Genomic DNA, 17,554 nt, shown 5'->3' on the forward strand with positions numbered 1-17,554 from the left:
ACTGAATTCTACTGTTAATGACATGGCTCTTACAGTAAGATTTGCTTACTCCTTCTAAGGTCATTATTTCTTTAATATGCCCGTATATATCTTTAACCTTAGTTTTCAACTGCTAAATCCGGGTTAATTTGAAGTTGTGCAACGGTTACCCTTGTTAGCGGCTGGGCTATTTTCTTTCACGAGATGTATTCCTCTATATTATTTGCAAAGCTTTGAATAGTCCACGGTGAACAACTAATTTTTCATTCCGATTCAAGTTCATGTTTGTATGCATGTATTTGAAATACAGTGTGTCAATGCGATACTTACTTTGATTCCCAAGGACACTAAATCTGTATAATGTGTCTAAAACGAAATCAACATTTTCTTCACTTACCGTTTTACTCCTGAGATATTTGAGATATTCTCTTTTAAATTCTTCAGCACTAAATGCCCATTTTCTTAGGTTGGAAATTATTTGAAGTATTTCTTCAATGTCAGGAAGAATTGGATAAACTTCATCAACTATTTCGTCCTTTAGATAATTTGAGAATGCTCTATCAACAAATTTGATTGTTTGGTTTGCTATCTTAAACCGATTGAAGTTGGCTGTTTCTTCGGCACAAACTTGAATGAAGCGGATATAGTCCCTTGGTCTTAAGTGTGTGCTTCTTGATATGTAATCGAATGAGTTTAAAGTATTCTTTCTACTTGCTGATTTAATCTGGGGAGTAAGAAAAATTAGGTCCCATGCGTTTTGAAAGCTCAACTCAGCATTGGCATCCTTTGAAATACGATAAGCTAGAAGTTGTTTGATTTTATCAGTATTCCATTCAATTTCTATCTTGAAGTCTCGCCATTTATTTTTATCTGCATCCCTTACAAGTGAGTAAATATCGTCTCTGAGAAATACTATAGGACATATATTCAAGTTTGTCCCACTAAAAGTATACTTAACGTCTTGGACAGCTTTGAATAAACTTGTAAGTAGAAAGTTGTAAAGTTCATGTTCTGTGGTTTTAATAGCACGGTAATCTTCGTCTAGTTCATCAAAAATTATAAAGTAATTTGAATTGTCACAGTGATTAAGAATAATGTCTTCCAAGTTATTTACACGTTCAATCCAATTTGCGTTTTGATTACTTATATTTCTCTCAAGCTTAAAATTTCCACCAGTGCCAAGAATTGATGCACCAAATTCAGCCGAAGTCCATTGATTGATAGTTCTCGCCAAAGAACGAATTGGGTCAGGTGCATAAATCTCCTTTAGCTTATTTCTAATCTGAGAGTCAATTTTTTCATTTAGTACCATCAGTCGTGCTACGGTAGAATAAATAAGATATTTCCAAAGAGTTATGTATTGATTTGGCGGAGTGTATTTTGGATTGTCTAAACTGTATAGCTCATTAAATGGAAAGTTCTTAAAACTCAACTTCTCAGTAAATGTATCATGATTCTTAAGACCATAGAGGTATTCACTGATAGATGATTTACCAGAACCTTTTCTACCAATAATGTAATACTTAGATTTATTCAGAATTGAATTTATCTCTTGTAAATGATAAAAGTAATTGTGATTTGCCTCTAACTTTGCTTCAAGTTTCCAGTTCTCAGCTATACTCTTAATTATCGATTTACTATTAATAATAGGTAAGCCTTTTCCTGGCTGACTTATGATAGGGGCTTGTTCAATTTCGTCTGCAATTATCGGTTGCCCAATAAACGTGATAAAGAAATGCTGTTGTTTTGGTCTTTCCATATCAAGTTTTACCTTGAATAAGTCAGGTTGTTTTAGAAGATAATCAACTAGTCTTGGCTCACCTGTTGAAGAAAGATTAAAGCCATTATCTATCAAGAGTTGATTAAAACTGTCTAAGTCAAACCATTCGTCAAAATCTTCTATTGTAGATGCCACTTTAATTAAAAGTTGTCTGTTGTCTGTCATATTGTATGTTATTTATGTTTGTTTCTTGCAATCAAGTTAATTTTAGCACCACCGCCAAAGCCTTGCCGCTAACAGGAAATCAATGCGGTCATGCCGGATTTATTTCTTGTTTTGAGATAGCTTCTGTAAACGACTTGCGAGTAATCCGTTCTATCGATAGTGTAATGATAAAAGGAGTCTGCCACCGGGTTGCAAAAATTTCCGGATGGAAATAATCTGTTAACCCTGTGGCAGCCTGTTATCATGTATCAGCAGATCGCGCTCTTCGTGTTACGGATGGGCGACAAACAATCCGAAGCTTACATTCGATTCAAGCAGGTTAAAGTCAGCGCCATCGGTCGGTCCTTCTCCGGTGATGTCAGTCACATTGTATCCGAATGCCTGCCCAGTAACATCTGATTCCACAATGTTAAAGTCGTCGCCTGCAACCTGACCGTCCTGGTTCACATCACCGCTGTAAATGGTCCAAACGCCGGCAACCAGCGTCATCTGCGGATTCGGATTGTTCACATCCGGATAAGCCTGCGTAAAGTCGGTGGAGAAATCATAACTGCCTTGTGACATCGGAACAGCTGCAGCACTCCAGGTTTCCAGCGTGTTTTTGCTCTTCACGGAAACGAAGTAGGCATTGCTGATGCCGGCATGACTGAAAGTGCAGTTAATCATTCCGTCTGTGTGCAGCAGCCCGCGGAAAGTATCAAGGTCGGCATAGGTAAACTCATCATGCAGGATGACCATTACGGTATCCACTTCATTTGGATCTGCACCAACTCCCTGGTTAACCAGCACAGATTTCATAAGGCCGGGATTAAATTCATCCATGTATCCCTGTATAAAACATTTCACATCAAACGCTAAAGCAGCCGGACAGCCTTCATCCACCTGGTTGTCGCAGTTGTCATCAATGCCATTCGCACAAATCTCAGTAGCTCCTGGATTAACAGATGAAAGGGTATCATTACAATCCGTATTCAGCGTTGAGGTATTTGGAGGTTGAATACAAGCCTGAACCGGCGCGCCTGCACCATAACCGTCTCCGTCGCCATCTGCATAGTAGGTTGAACTGATATCTATGGTAACCATTGCCGTAACCATGCTGTCGCATCCTGCGGCATTCGTGTAGGTGTGATCGTATGATCCGCTCATATTCACCGTTCCGCCCCAGGGCAATGTGTAGCTGTCGCATCCGGTTGCCGAAAAGGATGTGGGTGTGCTTGCATGGTTAATCGTTACATTAATGGTAATAATGCTGTCGCATCCTGCTGCATTTGTGTAGGTATGATCGTATGCGCCATTGCTGTTAACCGTTCCGCCCCAGGGTAATGTGTAGCTGTCGCAGGCAACTGCAGGGAATGCAGATGGCGTGCTCGATTGCTTAATGGTAAGGTGCGCTGTTACGATGCTGTCACAACCGGCTGTATTAATATAGGTATGCACGTAGTCGCCGGTAACAGTAGCTGTTCCGCCCCATGGCAGTGAATAACTGTCACAGGTGGTGTCAAAGAAAGATGTAGCCGGCGTTGAATTATTGAGCTGAATGGAGGCAGATGCTGTGCAGGTATTGTTATCAGTAACTATCACGGTATAATTACCTGCAGCGAGACCTGTCGCCGTATCTGTCGTTTGTAGTGGAATACTGTTCCACGAGTAGCTGACAGGATTGGCAGTGGATGTTGCCGTGGCGATCGCAAAGCCATCCGTTCCGCCGCTGCCGCCATTGCAACTTGGGCCTGTTCCGGTTACTTCAACGGTGACAGTATTCAGCGGTGCGCTGCTGTTTTGTATGGTTGCTACGCTTCTGCGGGTGATGGTAGTGGTATTTCCGCCGGTATTCCAGTTGCCTGTTGCGTTGGTGGCAAAAGATGCCAGCGTATTATCGGCATAGCGTGCTTCAATGCGCCTTACACCATTTGCATTATTGACGCCGATAGGAATCACCGCAGGAAAATCTCCTATAGCTGACGTTCCCGACTGTAAATAAATGTCATTAATTGCTGCCGGCAACTGCGATTGTGTTGTCTGCGTGGGGATAGCTGTGCGCGCCATATAAGAAAATAACGGGTCGCCGCTTCCTGCCATATTATCATAGAGCAGGATGTACTTTCCGCTGATACATGCATTGGCAGATCCTTTTAAAAAGGCACCATCATCGGCAGTAGATACTGTTCTTGCCGTGGTGGCGATGTCGAGTGCCGTCATGATTTTTGAACCCACGAAATTGGGTGCCGATGGGGGAAAACTTCCTGATCCGTTGATGGCATATCCGACCCTGATCGTATGCGTCTGGCCGGCGTCAAACCGGCTGGCATTGCCAGTTGGTTCAATATACACCCAGACAGGACCTGAGCTTCCTGAACCATCGGTAGTGAAATAGTTTAAAAGGTTATTGGCATTGAATGCAGACTGATTCCAGAGGTTTCCGGCGCCATAAGATGTTACTGCATCCGGCGTTGCACCATTCGTAACACCAAGGCCAATCCTGAGATCGTAGCTGGTATTAGGGACAAGGTTGTCGATCCTGAAACAAACAGCAAAAGGCGTTCGGGTATCGTTGGTACTGCCTGCTGATTTGCTGCCGAAATATTGCGGCACCACGAGCTCGGTGAATACAGCCGGTATGCTGATGTAAACATTAATACTGACGTCAAGACTCACACCCGGCGCAACAGCTTGCAAAGCAAAATAGCCGGGCTGATCAATTTGCAAATCGTTATACGTGGCAACACCTCCAACGGCTTTCCTTTTCAGGGTACCGGTAAGCGTTCCCGTGCCGCTGTAAAGCGAGATGGTAATGGTATCCGTAAACAGGTTGTCGACGGTGTTGTCCGCCCTTCTTGCTTCTACGGTAAAGGTGCTGAGGTTGGTATTCGTGACGCCTGAAGCAGGAACACCAACAAAGCGCAGGAAGGAAGCTTTTGCCAGCACGTTGAATGGCGCACTGTTTCCTGCAATAAGCGTATCGCCTTTCGTTCTTGCTGCATTGATCACTATGGAACTTTCTTCCTGGTCATAAATAACATTGGTAAACGTCACGCTATTGGTTCCCGCCAGTATCGAGTCGGTCAATGATCCTGAAAGCGTGCCTCCTCCTGAGCCCAGGGTGAGTTGAACAACGGTATTGGCTGTGACGTTCTGAGGTACATTCAGGTTATCCTGAGCCTGTACTACCACGCTGAATGGATAGGTAGCTTCGGCATCTATGCCCCCATTCACACTGGTAATCACCAGCTTCGTCGGAAAATCGCTGGCAAGTCCGGTACCGCTGACCGGTATAAATTGTGACTGTGCTCCGGTGCTCGTGCAGGAAATATTTCCATTGTAACCAATGGCCGATGAAGGGGTGAAGCGCACATCAATATTGGTGGAGGCCACCGTTCCGCCTGTATGGGCAAGTGCAATATGGCTGGTGGAAAAAGGATTAGCGCCGGTTCTCATCTCAAAGCCGGCAGGTGGAGTGATAATGATGCTGTCGGTGAGGTTGGCACCGGAAACGGAGAACGTAGAACTGCTGCTGCTGCTGCCGACAAAAACATTTCCGAAGTTATTGGTGAAAGAAGTGGTAACCGTGGAAATGGTGGGTGGTGCGGGAAAGCCGGTGAAGTTGAAATCATCAATGGCCAAGCCATCGTCAGCACCGGTCTCATCGTTGTCAGCCCATTTAAGCACGAGGGTTGCACCATCAGGCCACACGATATTGGATACGGTAGCGGAAATGGTGGTGAAGTTGCCGGAGGCATTACCATCCAGCGTAGCTGCCGTAGAGGAAGTCTTCAGCGAAACGAAATCGAGCAATGGCTCCGCGGTAAATCCGGTTCCTGAAATATTTCCCCCAATCTTATAGGAGAAGGCAAGTTTATTTTGGGTATTGCTTCCGCCGTTTCTCCATTGTTCCCCTCTGTAGGTAATGGTGAACGAACCAATAGCGGTACCTGAGTTATTGGTGAGTAAGATGCCAAAAGCGGAAGTCACTGTACCGGAAGCCAGTGAGCCAACGGCCCGATCGGTTGATCCTGTTGAACCAAAGCTATAAGCGCCACCTCCGTTTCCGCTGCCTGTTCCCACGAGGAAAACAGCATTTGAACCTGAACCTGTAAACTTTAATAGCTGCCAGCCGTTCATAGTTGCAACATTCAATGGCGCTGCCGTAAAGTTAAACGGGCCGTTACCCAGCCCTATGAAGGAGAAGGTGCCGCTATTCGGCAGCCCGTTGAAATCCTGCGTGTAGGTACCGCTGCTGTAGGACTGTTGTCCTATACTGCTTATGCTGTAAAGCATAAATAGCAGCAATACTGTAAATCGTCCCATTATGGTGAAGAGGTGATCAGCAAATACTGATGGCAAGCATTGACGGTAAAAATTTTTGTTCATGATGGGAAGATTTGGATGGTAAAAAATGATATTAAAAACGAGGGTAAATGACGGCGCAAAGGAAACGAAAGATAAAGCCATAAAGCTATATGATTCGTTAAACAATTCTTATCTTTTAATCTCTGAAATGCAACTTTTTTTGATATTCGGGAGTAAGGATGTTTTCAACGGTATCATCCTTTACCGGAGGAAGCTTTCCTGTGGTGCAAAAGGCGGCGCCATGCACTTTTTTTGATGGTTTAATACGGCAGGAAAGGGTGCCGCTTACCAGGATAAGGTGGCCATCACCGGCAAATGATCAGAGGGATATTTGAAATCATAAAAGTCATCAATAGTGATGTATTTGCTGACTTGCATGACTTTCGTATCATCAATAAAGATATAGTCAATCTGCCCGTTGGGCTTTTCTTTGAAGTTAAAGCCATTCCAGGTATCCTGTTCGCCGTAAGGTTTAGTCTGGCAATGGCTCCTCGCTTCCGACAGGTTCTCCGATAAATAGGTAACAGGTGCCTCCTCCGGCCGGGCATTCAGGTCGCCCGTAAAGATCACTTCGCAGTTATTGATTTTTTTCAGCGTTGCGATGGTGGCAATAATTAACCGGGCAGATTCCAGTCTTGCCTGTGATCCGACATGGTCGAAATGAGCATTCATCACCCAGACAAATCGTTTGCTTTCCAGCGATCGGAACAATCCATACGTTGCGATCCGCGATAATGCCGCATCCCATCCGGTGGAAATAGTATCCGGTGTGGGAGAAAGCCAGAAAGTGCGCTGTTGTATCAGCTCAAACCGGTTTTTGTTGTAGAAAATATTGGAATACTCCGCGTTTTCATCATTCGTCCTCGGCTTGCCAATCGATGCATACTGCGGCAGCTGGCCTAAAAGGAATTCCTGCTGAAAGCGCTGCGCTTCCTGCATACCGATAAAATCCGGCGCATAATAGTTTATTAAATCAGCTACTTTGTTTTTCCGTTTCTCCCAATGATTTTCGCCATCGTCTGCCGTTCCGTACCGGATGTTATAACTCATCACGCTGATTTCATGGCTGATTAACAGCTGGTTCATCAACAGAGTAATCAGAAGGAGTTGCATCATAAAAGGCAGAAATCAAATGTAACAAGAAATCAGCCGCAGGAACGGAAATCATCGATATCTGGCGGAGGTTAATCCCCCCAACTCAATAGTCGCGGAAACAAAAAAACGCGACAGCGGCCGGGTTACAAAATCAGGATAAAAATCCGGTAACTCAAAATAGCTGTTTCAGGACGAGTCACAACAATGATAATTTTGAAAATTTATTCCTTACTTCGCTTGACACAGTTTAGAATACACTCCCTATTGTTGTTTGATTTGTAATCACTACTACTTAATCTGACAGACGGCTGATTTCTTTTAAGCGATGTGTAAAACGCGAAAAGCGTTTACCGCATCATAATAATAGTGATATGCTTTCTGCCGGCCTTGCGGCAACCCTTTTGTTATGTGCCGTATTTTATTTTGGCAGGATATCAAAGTAATTTATTTATCTGATTTTTTACTACATTCAATTCCTCAATACGTTTAATGATGCTGTTTGGAGCCACATAAAGTGTTTCTTTCTGTCGCGTAACAAATTTCAACACTACCAATTCGCCGTTTTGTACTATTTCAAATCCATCGGTATCAAAAATATGCCGGTATTTATCAGCGTCCCATTGGTAATCATCCCATACATCAAAGGGTGCATTGTGGGAATCATAAATTTCAGTCTTTCGTGATGGGTCAAAAAAAATTGATTGCCCGCCTGTGGTTGCAGCATTTATATATTTTGAATACTCGGTTGATTCCACAACGAAAAGTTGACCGTCAATTGCCATACTGCTGTTTACGGTCATCTTCAGGTCTTTCGTACCAGATGCGTACTTGAACGTGATATCGTTCGAAACAGTCATTTCGCCTAATTTTCCGGTTGCGTTTATCTGCTTCACATATTCAAACTTATAACGCTGGTTTTCCCTGGTCCAAAAATCGTTGATAAGCAATGTGCTTATATTTTTCTCCCTGAGCCATTCTTTATAGCGTTTGCTGATACTATCAATTTCTGTAGTGAGCCTTGCCTGTCTTTCCAGCAGTTCCTGCTTCTCGGATTTCACGGTCAACTTTTCCAGATCATAATACCCGCTGAACAATGGCTTTGTATTGTAAACTCCCATCAGGCTGGCGGTAAAATTGTATGGATAAGGATTCGTTTTTACAATATTGATGGAAACGAAATCGCCGAGCGAATCAGTTTTAAAGAATGTGGGAAAAGCAATTTGTTTTCCTTCATTATCCATTACTATGGATGGAACAATGCTGTTGTACTCATTATGCTTTGATTTGCCAAGATCCAGGATCAATTTCCCGGTTGTGTAGCTATTAATGGAATCTATTGCCAATGCGACTTTTTGGCCTTGCAACTGCCCACTGCTCAATCGGTAACCCACATTGCCACTGGCAGTCAGTCCTAATGGCCATTCCTTCCATTCCGTCAACTTGTGATAATAAAATGAGCCCACCTTTTTTTGGGTAACCAATGAAAATGCTGAATAGCCCATTTCTTCAATGGGAATGCGGTTATTGGCTGTTCGGTAAGAAATAAAGAAATTGCCTATGAAGTCGCCCGTTAAATAATACCGCTCATCTTTACTGTTATCAAACTGTTCCATAGTTTGCCATCCTGCCACAATTTCAGATAAATGCTCTGTAACGATTCCGTTGCTCATGTTCACCGAAAAAAGCGTAACAGTATGATCCCCTCCGGTGAAGTGAGAAAAATACATGATGTACAATGTATTCGCAGGTGCAAAGTATTTGAACTTGCAAAAGCGCAGCAGGTACGTTGCTTTTTTAGGTAATGAACTAAACGGCAGGTTTCCTTTTACTACCGTATGATCTATCGTGTCTTTTATCTCAAAAGAACCATCCGGTTGGAGTATTAGTTTATTGTCGGCATTAATCATAGACACAATACCGTTATCATTTTCAAAAACAAATGATTGTCTGGGTAGAAATGCCGCTATTGCCTCTCTTCCGCTTCTTGATTGGGTTGCACTACTGATAGCAATGCTTTTATACATCCTGTTGTTTTCAATATCCCAATAGTCGTATGTGAGCAGCACAGGGTTGTTTATCAACAGTGTTTTGCCGTCGTTTGTAAAAACCATCCGGTTATAATCGTACCAAACTTTTCCCTCACCACTTTCAGCATCATATTTTGCAGCTACTTTATAAGTTGGATTGCCATAGGCTGCTATGCCAACCGTAACATACTGCTGTGCAAAAAGATCTTGAGTAAATACCATAAAAAGCAACAAACCTGAATATCTGTATTGTCTGAGGCGGTTGATTTGTTTGTTCCTCTTGAATAAAAGCATTGCTATTTTTAACTTGGTAATGTTCACTGTCATACAATTCAGGAAATTTTGAAAGAGTTGCATATTTTGGTACACCACGTTATGGCACTTGGCGAAGCTGCGGATTTCGAAGCACTAAACTGTCAACCCAACATAAAAGGTGTTTGGAGGCAGAATGCTCCATTAAGTGCCAAATGTGCTTTTTTGCCAAACACCTGCTTTGAAGCCGAGCTACTCTTTTCCTAAGCATATATTAGCTCCAGTCCACAATTAGGTTTGTCAGATTTTATTCAATTTCATGTAAACGGACGTCTTCTAATTTAATGGCTCAGGAGCACCATTAAATTTTTTGTACTTGCCAAGCAGTCGTCCAATAAGACAGGTTGTAGGCATAATAACCTTTTTAACAAAGGAAGGGAGTTCGGGCAAATCGTATTCATGCTTATATTTTGTCATTAAATAGGAGGCGTCAAATATCTCTGGTCGCCCGCTTCCCGACTTTTTTTGCGCAGCATATAAAGCGGTCAAAAAGAAAATAATGCTGTTTACAGGTTTCACCCAACTGCTTATTACCAGTTCATCCTCACCTGCATTCCAAAAGCGATGCGGAACATTTCTGAGAAATGTAGCTGTCTGTCCGACAGAACAATAAACAGGTTCCTGTCCTAAAATTTGATAACCCATTTTACCTTTAACTACAGTGAGTGCTTCGTCCTGCTTAAAATGAACATGCATAGCAGGCCCGGCTTTCGGCTTGCAGTGTCCTTCAATAATCACTTTATCGCCATCCGGTTCTTTAATGATTTCTTTGAAAATCATTTTTTCACCTAGACCGCTTTCAATTGTGTGTGGCAGCGTAAATTTCATTTTATTTAAATTTAGAACGTAGCAAATTTAGGTTCCGCCGTTGTTGTTTCAAAGCTGCACGGCCATTCAGGTATGACGCCTAACGGGTTGCAACCGCAAGAAGTTGCGATTTCGAAACAGAAAACCATCTGGCAGCAACGAAATTGAATAGAAGCCCAAAGCTTGATTTAACCACTGAACCGCCAATTGCTTGTAAGTTTTATCAGACCCTGTTTATCAAAACTTTGCTGAACCCGGTTTTTGTATTTGGTATCTTTCACGATAAACCTCATTAATATTTTTTTTGATCTTGCTGTTATGCGAATACACAACTGTCTCCAGAACAATGTATATGATGTTACTTAGGAAGTTGCTTTTAATTCAACCGCTATTCCCTTGAACAAACCGGCAACCTCTTTATTTTTTTTCTGCGATGCTATTCGCGCGGGTGTAAAAAAATAATGTGGTTGCAATGTCCGTTGGCTCTTATTTCTTTTCTTCAATTACATTTTTATTTATCAGTGATTGGTATTGTCTTGTCTTGCTGAATTCTTCAAACACTTCTTTTGACAACATCTCCAAAGTGATTTGTTTTCTGAAAAGCCATGTGTAAATTCTTCTTGAGTCGTCAAGCTTCAATGGTGTTTGAATTTTCTTTACTTGCTTCTGAACTTCGGGTGCTTCTTCGGCAAATTGCAATTTAGCTGCTTCGGATAACCTGTTGGCCTGTTCAATCATTTCATCAAGTGTCATCGCATCCATCAGCATAACTGCAATCATTCCTTCTTGATTTCTCTGAATGTGATATTCATTTAGGTAATTACTTTTTCTCTGTTCAATTCCGTAGGCTCTTATTCTTTCAATCTCCGCAAGAAATTTTTCAGGCGTAACACGAAGCCGCCACAACTCGTTTTTATTTTTCAACTCGTTGTATTTGTCAAGATAGTCGTCTAAGTAGTCTTCTGTTGTTTTCATTTGTTCTTAATGAAGTTTTTAATTGTTCGCTGTGTGCTTCTAAAGTTTTGTTGACTTCAAGCATTTAGTCAGTCAATTCTTTGTATTTCTTGAATCGCTTTTGAATTTCTTGCGGACTTACAATTGCATCCATTTCATTTTTCAATTCGTTATCATATTATCTTCTGAAATTTGCTTGGTAAGTTGTCAAAAAATAAACAAACCTTAGGAATTACTAATGTATATACTCAACTTGGCCTGTAAATCAATTTCGTTTTTTATTTCCATTGCAAGCATTGGAAAAACATTTCAATAATCTTTCTTTCCGGGAATTACAGCTCTTATTCCACCTCGAGGTTCCTTCACATCTCCTTTGTATCGTGGAATCAAATGTATGTGAACATGAGGAACAGTTTGTCCTGCTGATTCGCTGATGTTGATTCCAACATTGAATCCGTCAGGATTCAATTTCTTTTTTAAAAGCTCTTTTGCTTTGTTCAGCATGAACCAACAAGCAGATTGTTCTTTAAATGAAAGTTGAAAATAATCTGCACAATGTTTTTTCGGAATGATTAAAGTGTGTCCGTTGCTCACTGGAAATTTATCAAACATTGCATAAGCGGTTGCAGATTCTAAAAGCAATTCTCTTTCTGAATCAGGATTGCAAAACGGACAAGTGGAATTTTCTTTTCGCTTGAATTGATTGAAGTGCTTGTATTCATACACTTCACAATTTTCATTTTTGAAAATTGATTTGTAATTCAAAATCACATTGCATTGGTAAGTGGGTTTCTTATGAACCTTGTGAGTTCTGAAACCTTCGTATTGCAAATCTCTTCTCACGGCAAAGTATGCTTTGCCATTTGGCTTTAACAGTTGAGATATTTCCATGAGAACATTTGCTTGTTCTTCTTGCATCAAAACATTCAGCACATAAAAGCAGATGATTGTGTCAAACTTTTTTGCAGGATACTTTGGAAAATAATGTTTGTCGTAGCCGACAATATTTTTTCCTTTTGCTTTCAGCAATTCAACGTCTTTTCCAAATCCACAACCAAAATCCAGCACATCACCAACCAACAAGCTTTTGTTCAACAAAAGTTTTGCTGGAAATGAAAGTGTTTCTCTTTCTTTCGCTGTTAGGTAATTGTAATGATTAGATTTTAGATATACCATTCTTCAAAGCCACGATTAGAAATTAAATAACTACAACTGCTTTGCAGTTGCTTGATTCCTGTTTGTTGCCATGAGGCGAATGAATTATTTCCAAGCAGTGCAACTTGGATTTCTTTTTTGAATCGTTGCGATTGACTATCATTAAGCAATCCCCAATACTGAAGAATCAAATCTTTTTGCTTTTCAATTAACTCAGGTGAAGGAATCTTGTTCCGCTTTTGATTGTTCGTTTTTGGTTGTGAAGGAAGTAAATTCCACAAGTCATTATTCTTCCAAACAGAAAAAGGGATCATGTGGTCAACATCATAAATCGAAATTTCATTTCCAGTCCAGACGCAAAACACTTTACCTTCTCGTTTCAAAATTTCTTTGTAAATCTTTTTTGATTCTGCAATTTCTCTTTCTGTAATCGGGCTTTTCAAAACTTCATTGACAACTTTTTCTATTGATAAATTTTGTCCAGATGCGTTCACTGAAAACTCAGCCCACTTGAAAAGAATGGAATCTTGTCCGCTAATAAAACTTCCCAAAACTTTAAATGCTTCGTAATAATCTCTGGGAATAGAAAATGTTCCGAAGTGGGTTATCAAAAATTCCAAATCAATTTGAATTGAACTTCTTCTTGTAGTTGCGGAATCAAAATTGAAAATGGAATAGTATTCATTGCTGATTGAACGGCCAATGTATTTCATTGGCATTGTTGTTATCGTGCCTTTTAGTTTTTTTGATAACGCCAAAAAATCTGCATGCAGATTTTTAGGAATTCCCTTGTTCTTTAGATCATTGCAGAAAGCTGAGAAACCTCCAACACTTTCATAAGCTTTGATAATATTCTTGAACTGAATTCCGAATGCAAGATTTGTAGCTCCGTTGATTTGAGGAATGTTAGTTGAACATTCTAAAATCGGATAGTAATACAACATCCATTTCTCAATCAGTAAACCTGTTGGAAAATGAACTCTGTCTTTGGAAATATTTGTGAATGGAGAATTGTCTTGAATTATGTCAATCACTCCACGTAAGAGAGCAAACTTGTAAGTTGTGGTCTTGCTATCTCTTTCAATGATTTTACTGATATTCTGAAATACATCAGTTTGCATTTAACTCTCTGATTTTTTCTTTGACAGATTTCTCGCTCAGCTTTTCTTCAAGTTGAGTAATCATCATTTCAACATACTCTTTCGTTACAACAGAATTTTTTGGAAAATCTTCTTTTGCAATCAAAGTTTTGTAATGCTTTAAAGATTCTTGTAGCAAGTAAATTTCAAAGCCATCAAGTTTTAAATATTTCATAACATGGAATTTTATGTAAGATGGTTGTTGGCATTAGGGATAGTTGCGGAAGGACCAGTCCTGAAAAAATTTACAGTTTTAGTAGATAATCCTGATATCAGTTTACAGTTGATCTGTTTTTAGGGTAATATTATTTCCGGATTCGCTTCGCTGCTACCGGATGGTTTGCATGATTAACTTTAACAGGAGTATGATTGCTGATATGCATAGGAGGCCGTTCACTGTTGTAATGACGAATAGCAGGATACTCATACGGTTGCCGGTAACAGTTTGTGCTTGCCGCAGTGGGGAAATTCAGAGTGCGCATGTTCAAATTTAGTACAAAAAATCAATAGAATACCCAATGTTCAATGCAGCACTTCTGCCCCTATTTTGACAAACCCATACCAGCGGTTCGTGCTTTTTTTTGCTATTCATTGTCGTAGTAAATCATGCTTGTTATTTCATTTGTTCCTTTTGTTTGTATTCAGCATAAGTAATAAACTCTTTACCATCAAAAAGGTATAGGCCATTATTTTTCGTACCCACCCAAAGAATACCGCTTCTATCTTCTAATATTGACCAACCACCTAAATGGGCTTGTCTGTCTTCTGTAATAAAACGAGTGAAAGAGTTTCCATCATAACAGAAAAGTTCATCACCATTAAGCCAGACGTTTCCCTTTTTGTCTTCGATTATTTTGGCTATCATAGTAACGTTTAAGCCATCTTTTGCTGAAAAGCCTGTAAAATCTTTCCCGTCATAACGGTAGGCACCTCCCCAATTACTGAACCAGATATTCCCGTTTTTATCCTGCAATTGAGGCCATCCCCAATTATGAAGTTTTGGCCTGGGCCCATTCTGACCTTGAATTAATTGCGGTAGATTACAATGGGCAATCGATTTACCATCGTAGCGAAAAATACCTTCATTGGTTCTGCCGCCCAGCCAAATATTACCTGCATTATCTTCAAGCATGCGTTCCACCTTAGCGTTACTGCTTAAAAAGCCATTGGCAGCTTCCTTCAATGGAAAATGTGTAAAAGATTTGCCATCGTAGATATAAACACCATCCATTGTTGCAAACCATAGTTTGCCGTTTTTCGCCTGTATCATACTGAACACCCAATGGTTTTGATAGTAGGTATTCTTGTTAGGAGGCAGGTTTTCTGGTAAAGGAATCTGGATTTTGTCAAATGTTTTGCCATTGTAAAGACAAAGTCCTTCTTCAGTACCTATCCAAAGTTTACCCTCTTTATCTTCCAAAATGCAATAAATATTATTGCAATCTAACCCGTCTTTTACTGTAAATTGAGTAAAGGATTTTCCGTCATACTTGTAAAGTCCGTTTCCCCTTATTCCAAACCAAATATTACCTTCTTTATCCTGCAAAATGCACCTGACATCACCAGGCGGGGCGACGGTTTTATTGAGTAGTGCTGAATTTGCCTTTTGATTGGATATATCTTTTTTTACTGGTCCATTGCAGGCAGGCTCTGAAACAAGTATTGTGAGACAAGCAATTATTTGTATTAGGGATAATTTATTCATTGTTAAAAAGGTCATTGTGGATTGAGCTCACTTTGCATTGACCGCTCACTGTTATTATACGAAGTTAAAGACAAATGAAAAATTGCACATTGCCTTTTGAGCTCTTTTCAATCAAGAAGCTGGGGAGGATAGAAAATTTCGCGATCGGATGAATAATCCCGAAAACGAAATTTCGCTTATTGCTCTGAATGGAGTTGATCAAAGGAGCCGGCCGCTTTGTTAATCTCCAGTTTACACACATGGGTGCAGCATAAAAAGTTGCCGCAACAGCTGATCAGGCCGCTCGCAAAGCTGATGAATGCCATGCACCTACAATGGGGAGCTGCTGACTTCAAGGAAAACAATGATGCACCGGTTTTCCTGGAAGTAAATTCACATCCGATGTTCAGCCGTTTTGACCAATGTGCGAATGGAAAGATATGTGATGCGATATTGAGAACGATATGCGGAATGGATATATAACATGCAAACAGCATCCATTCAATAGTGTGATGAATACTCTTCAGATCCGGAAAATGTCTTTACTAAAGTGTTAACTATGATACCTTCGCTGGCGCAGGTCAAAACGTGGCCATAAGTTTCAGCCAGACCTGTGCCGGACGAAAAGGATTCGCGAAAAATAGGCAGCGGGGGATTTATCTGAAGCGCATCAGTCTGGCTTAGCTCAAAGTTGCACTAAGACTGGCGCTGGCGGTAAAGCTTGGTATAAGGAAATGCTTATGAATATCTTTGATTCCCCCACGGGTCTTCTTTGCCTTATAGCTCTTCTAAATCTTGCGCCAGTGAAGGGCACGAAACCTTCGGGATCTTTTCCAGGTGATGAGGGCGATGATTTGCTATGGGGATTGCATCGGTTTGTTAGCTGGCCATTTCGTTATCTTTATCAACGTAATTTTTAGCATTTATGTTAATTGGTTTTTTCACAGACTGACGTTAGTGGCCATTTTAACGCTTCAAAGAAACAGTGGCCAATTCAAACATGATAGCCATGAAAAAAAGAATCTGTATAATTATTTGTTTTCTGACAATCCAAATTTGCCATTCACAGAATTTAATTCCAAATGCTGATTTTGAATTAGGGCCAACGCTTATTTCAATGGGTTGGATGCATGGGGTATTTCCTAATTGCCTGCCGTATAATTTTGTTTATGGTCCTGATGAATGGACTGTTACCGCTTTTACTCCCGATAGAATGTTGGAAGGACAGATTCCATGCAACTGGGATGATGATACTGCACAATCCGGCAGTGCATTTATTGTCTTGGGTGGGACAGAGGGTGGCAAAGCAACATTAATTAATTCATTGGAAAAAGACTATATCTATGACTTTGGAGGCTATATTCAACTGGAAACGTTCAGAGGCACACAGCCATGGCCTTGCAGAATACAATTTATTTTTAATGGAGGGGATACCCTAATCACCCCATTTATAAGTGACTCTCTGAATTGGCTGGCATATGATACTACATTTATGGCATCCGCAGTTTCTACTGAAATTGAAATTAAAGGAATGGGTGGGGGTTCAGGATTGGAAGTAGATAATCTACACTTGGAAAAAATTACCCCGACCGGTATTCTCCTAAATAACAATATCAAAGAATTGCCGTATGTCTTTCCCAATCCGTTTTCAGATAAAATCAACTTTGCAGCAAATGATAACAAGTGGTATGAAGTATTCATCTTTGATATAACCTCAAGAGAAATGCTGAATCAAAATTTTACAAACGCTGTTTCACTGAATACAGAACAACTTGCAAAGGGCTTGTATTTTTACGAAGTGCGAAACAAAAACGGTTTGTGCAAGAAAGGAAAAATTGTGAAAGATTGAAACGACACGAATTCCAATGAACAGAAAAAGGCGCTATAACAACTAAGGCTTCGTTGTGTGCATCGCACGAGCCTTCGCTGGCGCAGGTCTAAGCGGGGCCATAGGTGTAAGCCAAACCCTGTGCCGGACCAAAAGGATTCGTAAAAAATAGGTAGCGAGCGATTTATATGAAGCGCACCAGTCTGGCTTAGCTTAAAAGATGCCTTAAGATTGCTTGTAGCGAGAGTACATGGTTTGCAGGATGCTTACGAATATCTTTGA

Annotated in this window: 11 protein-coding genes; 1 reads left to right on the top strand and 10 read right to left on the bottom strand. The window is 40.7% G+C overall.

The genetic code is table 11. The features are described 5' to 3' along the window. Nucleotides 1-193: 193 nt before the first annotated feature. The 10 genes from K1X61_11675 to K1X61_11720 form a co-directional block, all read right to left on the bottom strand. The gene (locus tag K1X61_11675; GenBank protein ID MBX7109297.1) at nucleotides 194-1,924 is read right to left on the bottom strand and encodes a hypothetical protein; all 1,731 of its coding nucleotides are present in this window, start codon (nucleotides 1,922-1,924) and stop codon (nucleotides 194-196) included. A gap of 270 nt (nucleotides 1,925-2,194) precedes the next feature. Then, nucleotides 2,195-6,265, bottom strand: a complete 4,071-nt coding sequence (locus K1X61_11680) for a putative metal-binding motif-containing protein (protein MBX7109298.1) — start codon at nucleotides 6,263-6,265, stop codon at nucleotides 2,195-2,197. A gap of 291 nt (nucleotides 6,266-6,556) precedes the next feature. Then, nucleotides 6,557-7,357 (bottom strand): endonuclease/exonuclease/phosphatase family protein, encoded by an 801-nt coding sequence (locus tag K1X61_11685; protein ID MBX7109299.1) that lies wholly within the window; start codon nucleotides 7,355-7,357, stop codon nucleotides 6,557-6,559. A 443-nt stretch (nucleotides 7,358-7,800) separates the two neighbouring features. Next, nucleotides 7,801-9,615, bottom strand: coding sequence for a hypothetical protein (locus K1X61_11690; GenBank protein MBX7109300.1), 1,815 nt, complete (start codon nucleotides 9,613-9,615; stop codon nucleotides 7,801-7,803). 366 nt (nucleotides 9,616-9,981) lie between these two features. Then, nucleotides 9,982-10,533: a cupin domain-containing protein gene (locus K1X61_11695; GenBank protein MBX7109301.1), complete on the bottom strand. Its 552-nt coding sequence runs from the start codon at nucleotides 10,531-10,533 to the stop codon at nucleotides 9,982-9,984. A 465-nt stretch (nucleotides 10,534-10,998) separates the two neighbouring features. Further along, on the bottom strand, nucleotides 10,999-11,487 hold the full coding sequence (locus tag K1X61_11700) for a hypothetical protein (GenBank protein ID MBX7109302.1): 489 nt from the start codon (nucleotides 11,485-11,487) through the stop codon (nucleotides 10,999-11,001). 288 nt (nucleotides 11,488-11,775) lie between these two features. Continuing rightward, nucleotides 11,776-12,642, bottom strand: a complete 867-nt coding sequence (locus K1X61_11705) for an HIT domain-containing protein (protein ID MBX7109303.1) — start codon at nucleotides 12,640-12,642, stop codon at nucleotides 11,776-11,778. Continuing rightward, on the bottom strand, nucleotides 12,630-13,742 hold the full coding sequence (locus K1X61_11710; GenBank protein ID MBX7109304.1) for a hypothetical protein: 1,113 nt from the start codon (nucleotides 13,740-13,742) through the stop codon (nucleotides 12,630-12,632). Before K1X61_11710 ends, K1X61_11705 begins: the two co-directional genes overlap by 13 nt. After that, on the bottom strand, nucleotides 13,732-13,935 hold the full coding sequence (locus K1X61_11715) for a hypothetical protein (GenBank protein ID MBX7109305.1): 204 nt from the start codon (nucleotides 13,933-13,935) through the stop codon (nucleotides 13,732-13,734). The genes K1X61_11710 and K1X61_11715 overlap by 11 nt, the downstream gene beginning before the upstream one ends. Nucleotides 13,936-14,373: 438 nt before the next feature. Then, nucleotides 14,374-15,465, bottom strand: coding sequence for a hypothetical protein (locus tag K1X61_11720; GenBank protein ID MBX7109306.1), 1,092 nt, complete (start codon nucleotides 15,463-15,465; stop codon nucleotides 14,374-14,376). Nucleotides 15,466-16,453: 988 nt separating this feature from the next. On the opposite strand from K1X61_11720, the gene K1X61_11725 reads away from it, so the two are divergent. Further along, nucleotides 16,454-17,293 carry a T9SS type A sorting domain-containing protein gene (locus K1X61_11725; protein ID MBX7109307.1) on the top strand — a complete coding sequence of 280 codons (840 nt, stop codon included), beginning with the start codon at nucleotides 16,454-16,456 and terminating at the stop codon, nucleotides 17,291-17,293. The last annotated feature ends 261 nt before the right edge of the window (nucleotides 17,294-17,554 follow it).

This window comes from Chitinophagales bacterium, assembly GCA_019694975.1.
GTDB lineage: Bacteria > Bacteroidota > Bacteroidia > Chitinophagales > UBA10324 > JACCZZ01.

Excerpts from the sequence above, each read along its gene's own strand:
- K1X61_11675 (MBX7109297.1), bottom strand. The coding sequence starts at position 1,924 with ATGACAGACAACAGACAACTTTTAATTAAAGTGGCATCTACAATAGAA.
- K1X61_11685 (MBX7109299.1), bottom strand. The coding sequence starts at position 7,357 with ATGAACCAGCTGTTAATCAGCCATGAAATCAGCGTGATGAGTTATAAC.
- K1X61_11690 (MBX7109300.1), bottom strand. The coding sequence starts at position 9,615 with ATGGTATTTACTCAAGATCTTTTTGCACAGCAGTATGTTACGGTTGGC.
- K1X61_11695 (MBX7109301.1), bottom strand. The coding sequence starts at position 10,533 with ATGAAATTTACGCTGCCACACACAATTGAAAGCGGTCTAGGTGAAAAA.
- K1X61_11700 (MBX7109302.1), bottom strand. The coding sequence starts at position 11,487 with ATGAAAACAACAGAAGACTACTTAGACGACTATCTTGACAAATACAAC.
- K1X61_11705 (MBX7109303.1), bottom strand. The coding sequence starts at position 12,642 with ATGGTATATCTAAAATCTAATCATTACAATTACCTAACAGCGAAAGAA.
- K1X61_11710 (MBX7109304.1), bottom strand. The coding sequence starts at position 13,742 with ATGCAAACTGATGTATTTCAGAATATCAGTAAAATCATTGAAAGAGAT.
- K1X61_11715 (MBX7109305.1), bottom strand. The coding sequence starts at position 13,935 with ATGAAATATTTAAAACTTGATGGCTTTGAAATTTACTTGCTACAAGAA.
- K1X61_11720 (MBX7109306.1), bottom strand. The coding sequence starts at position 15,465 with ATGAATAAATTATCCCTAATACAAATAATTGCTTGTCTCACAATACTT.
- K1X61_11725 (MBX7109307.1), top strand. The coding sequence starts at position 16,454 with ATGAAAAAAAGAATCTGTATAATTATTTGTTTTCTGACAATCCAAATT.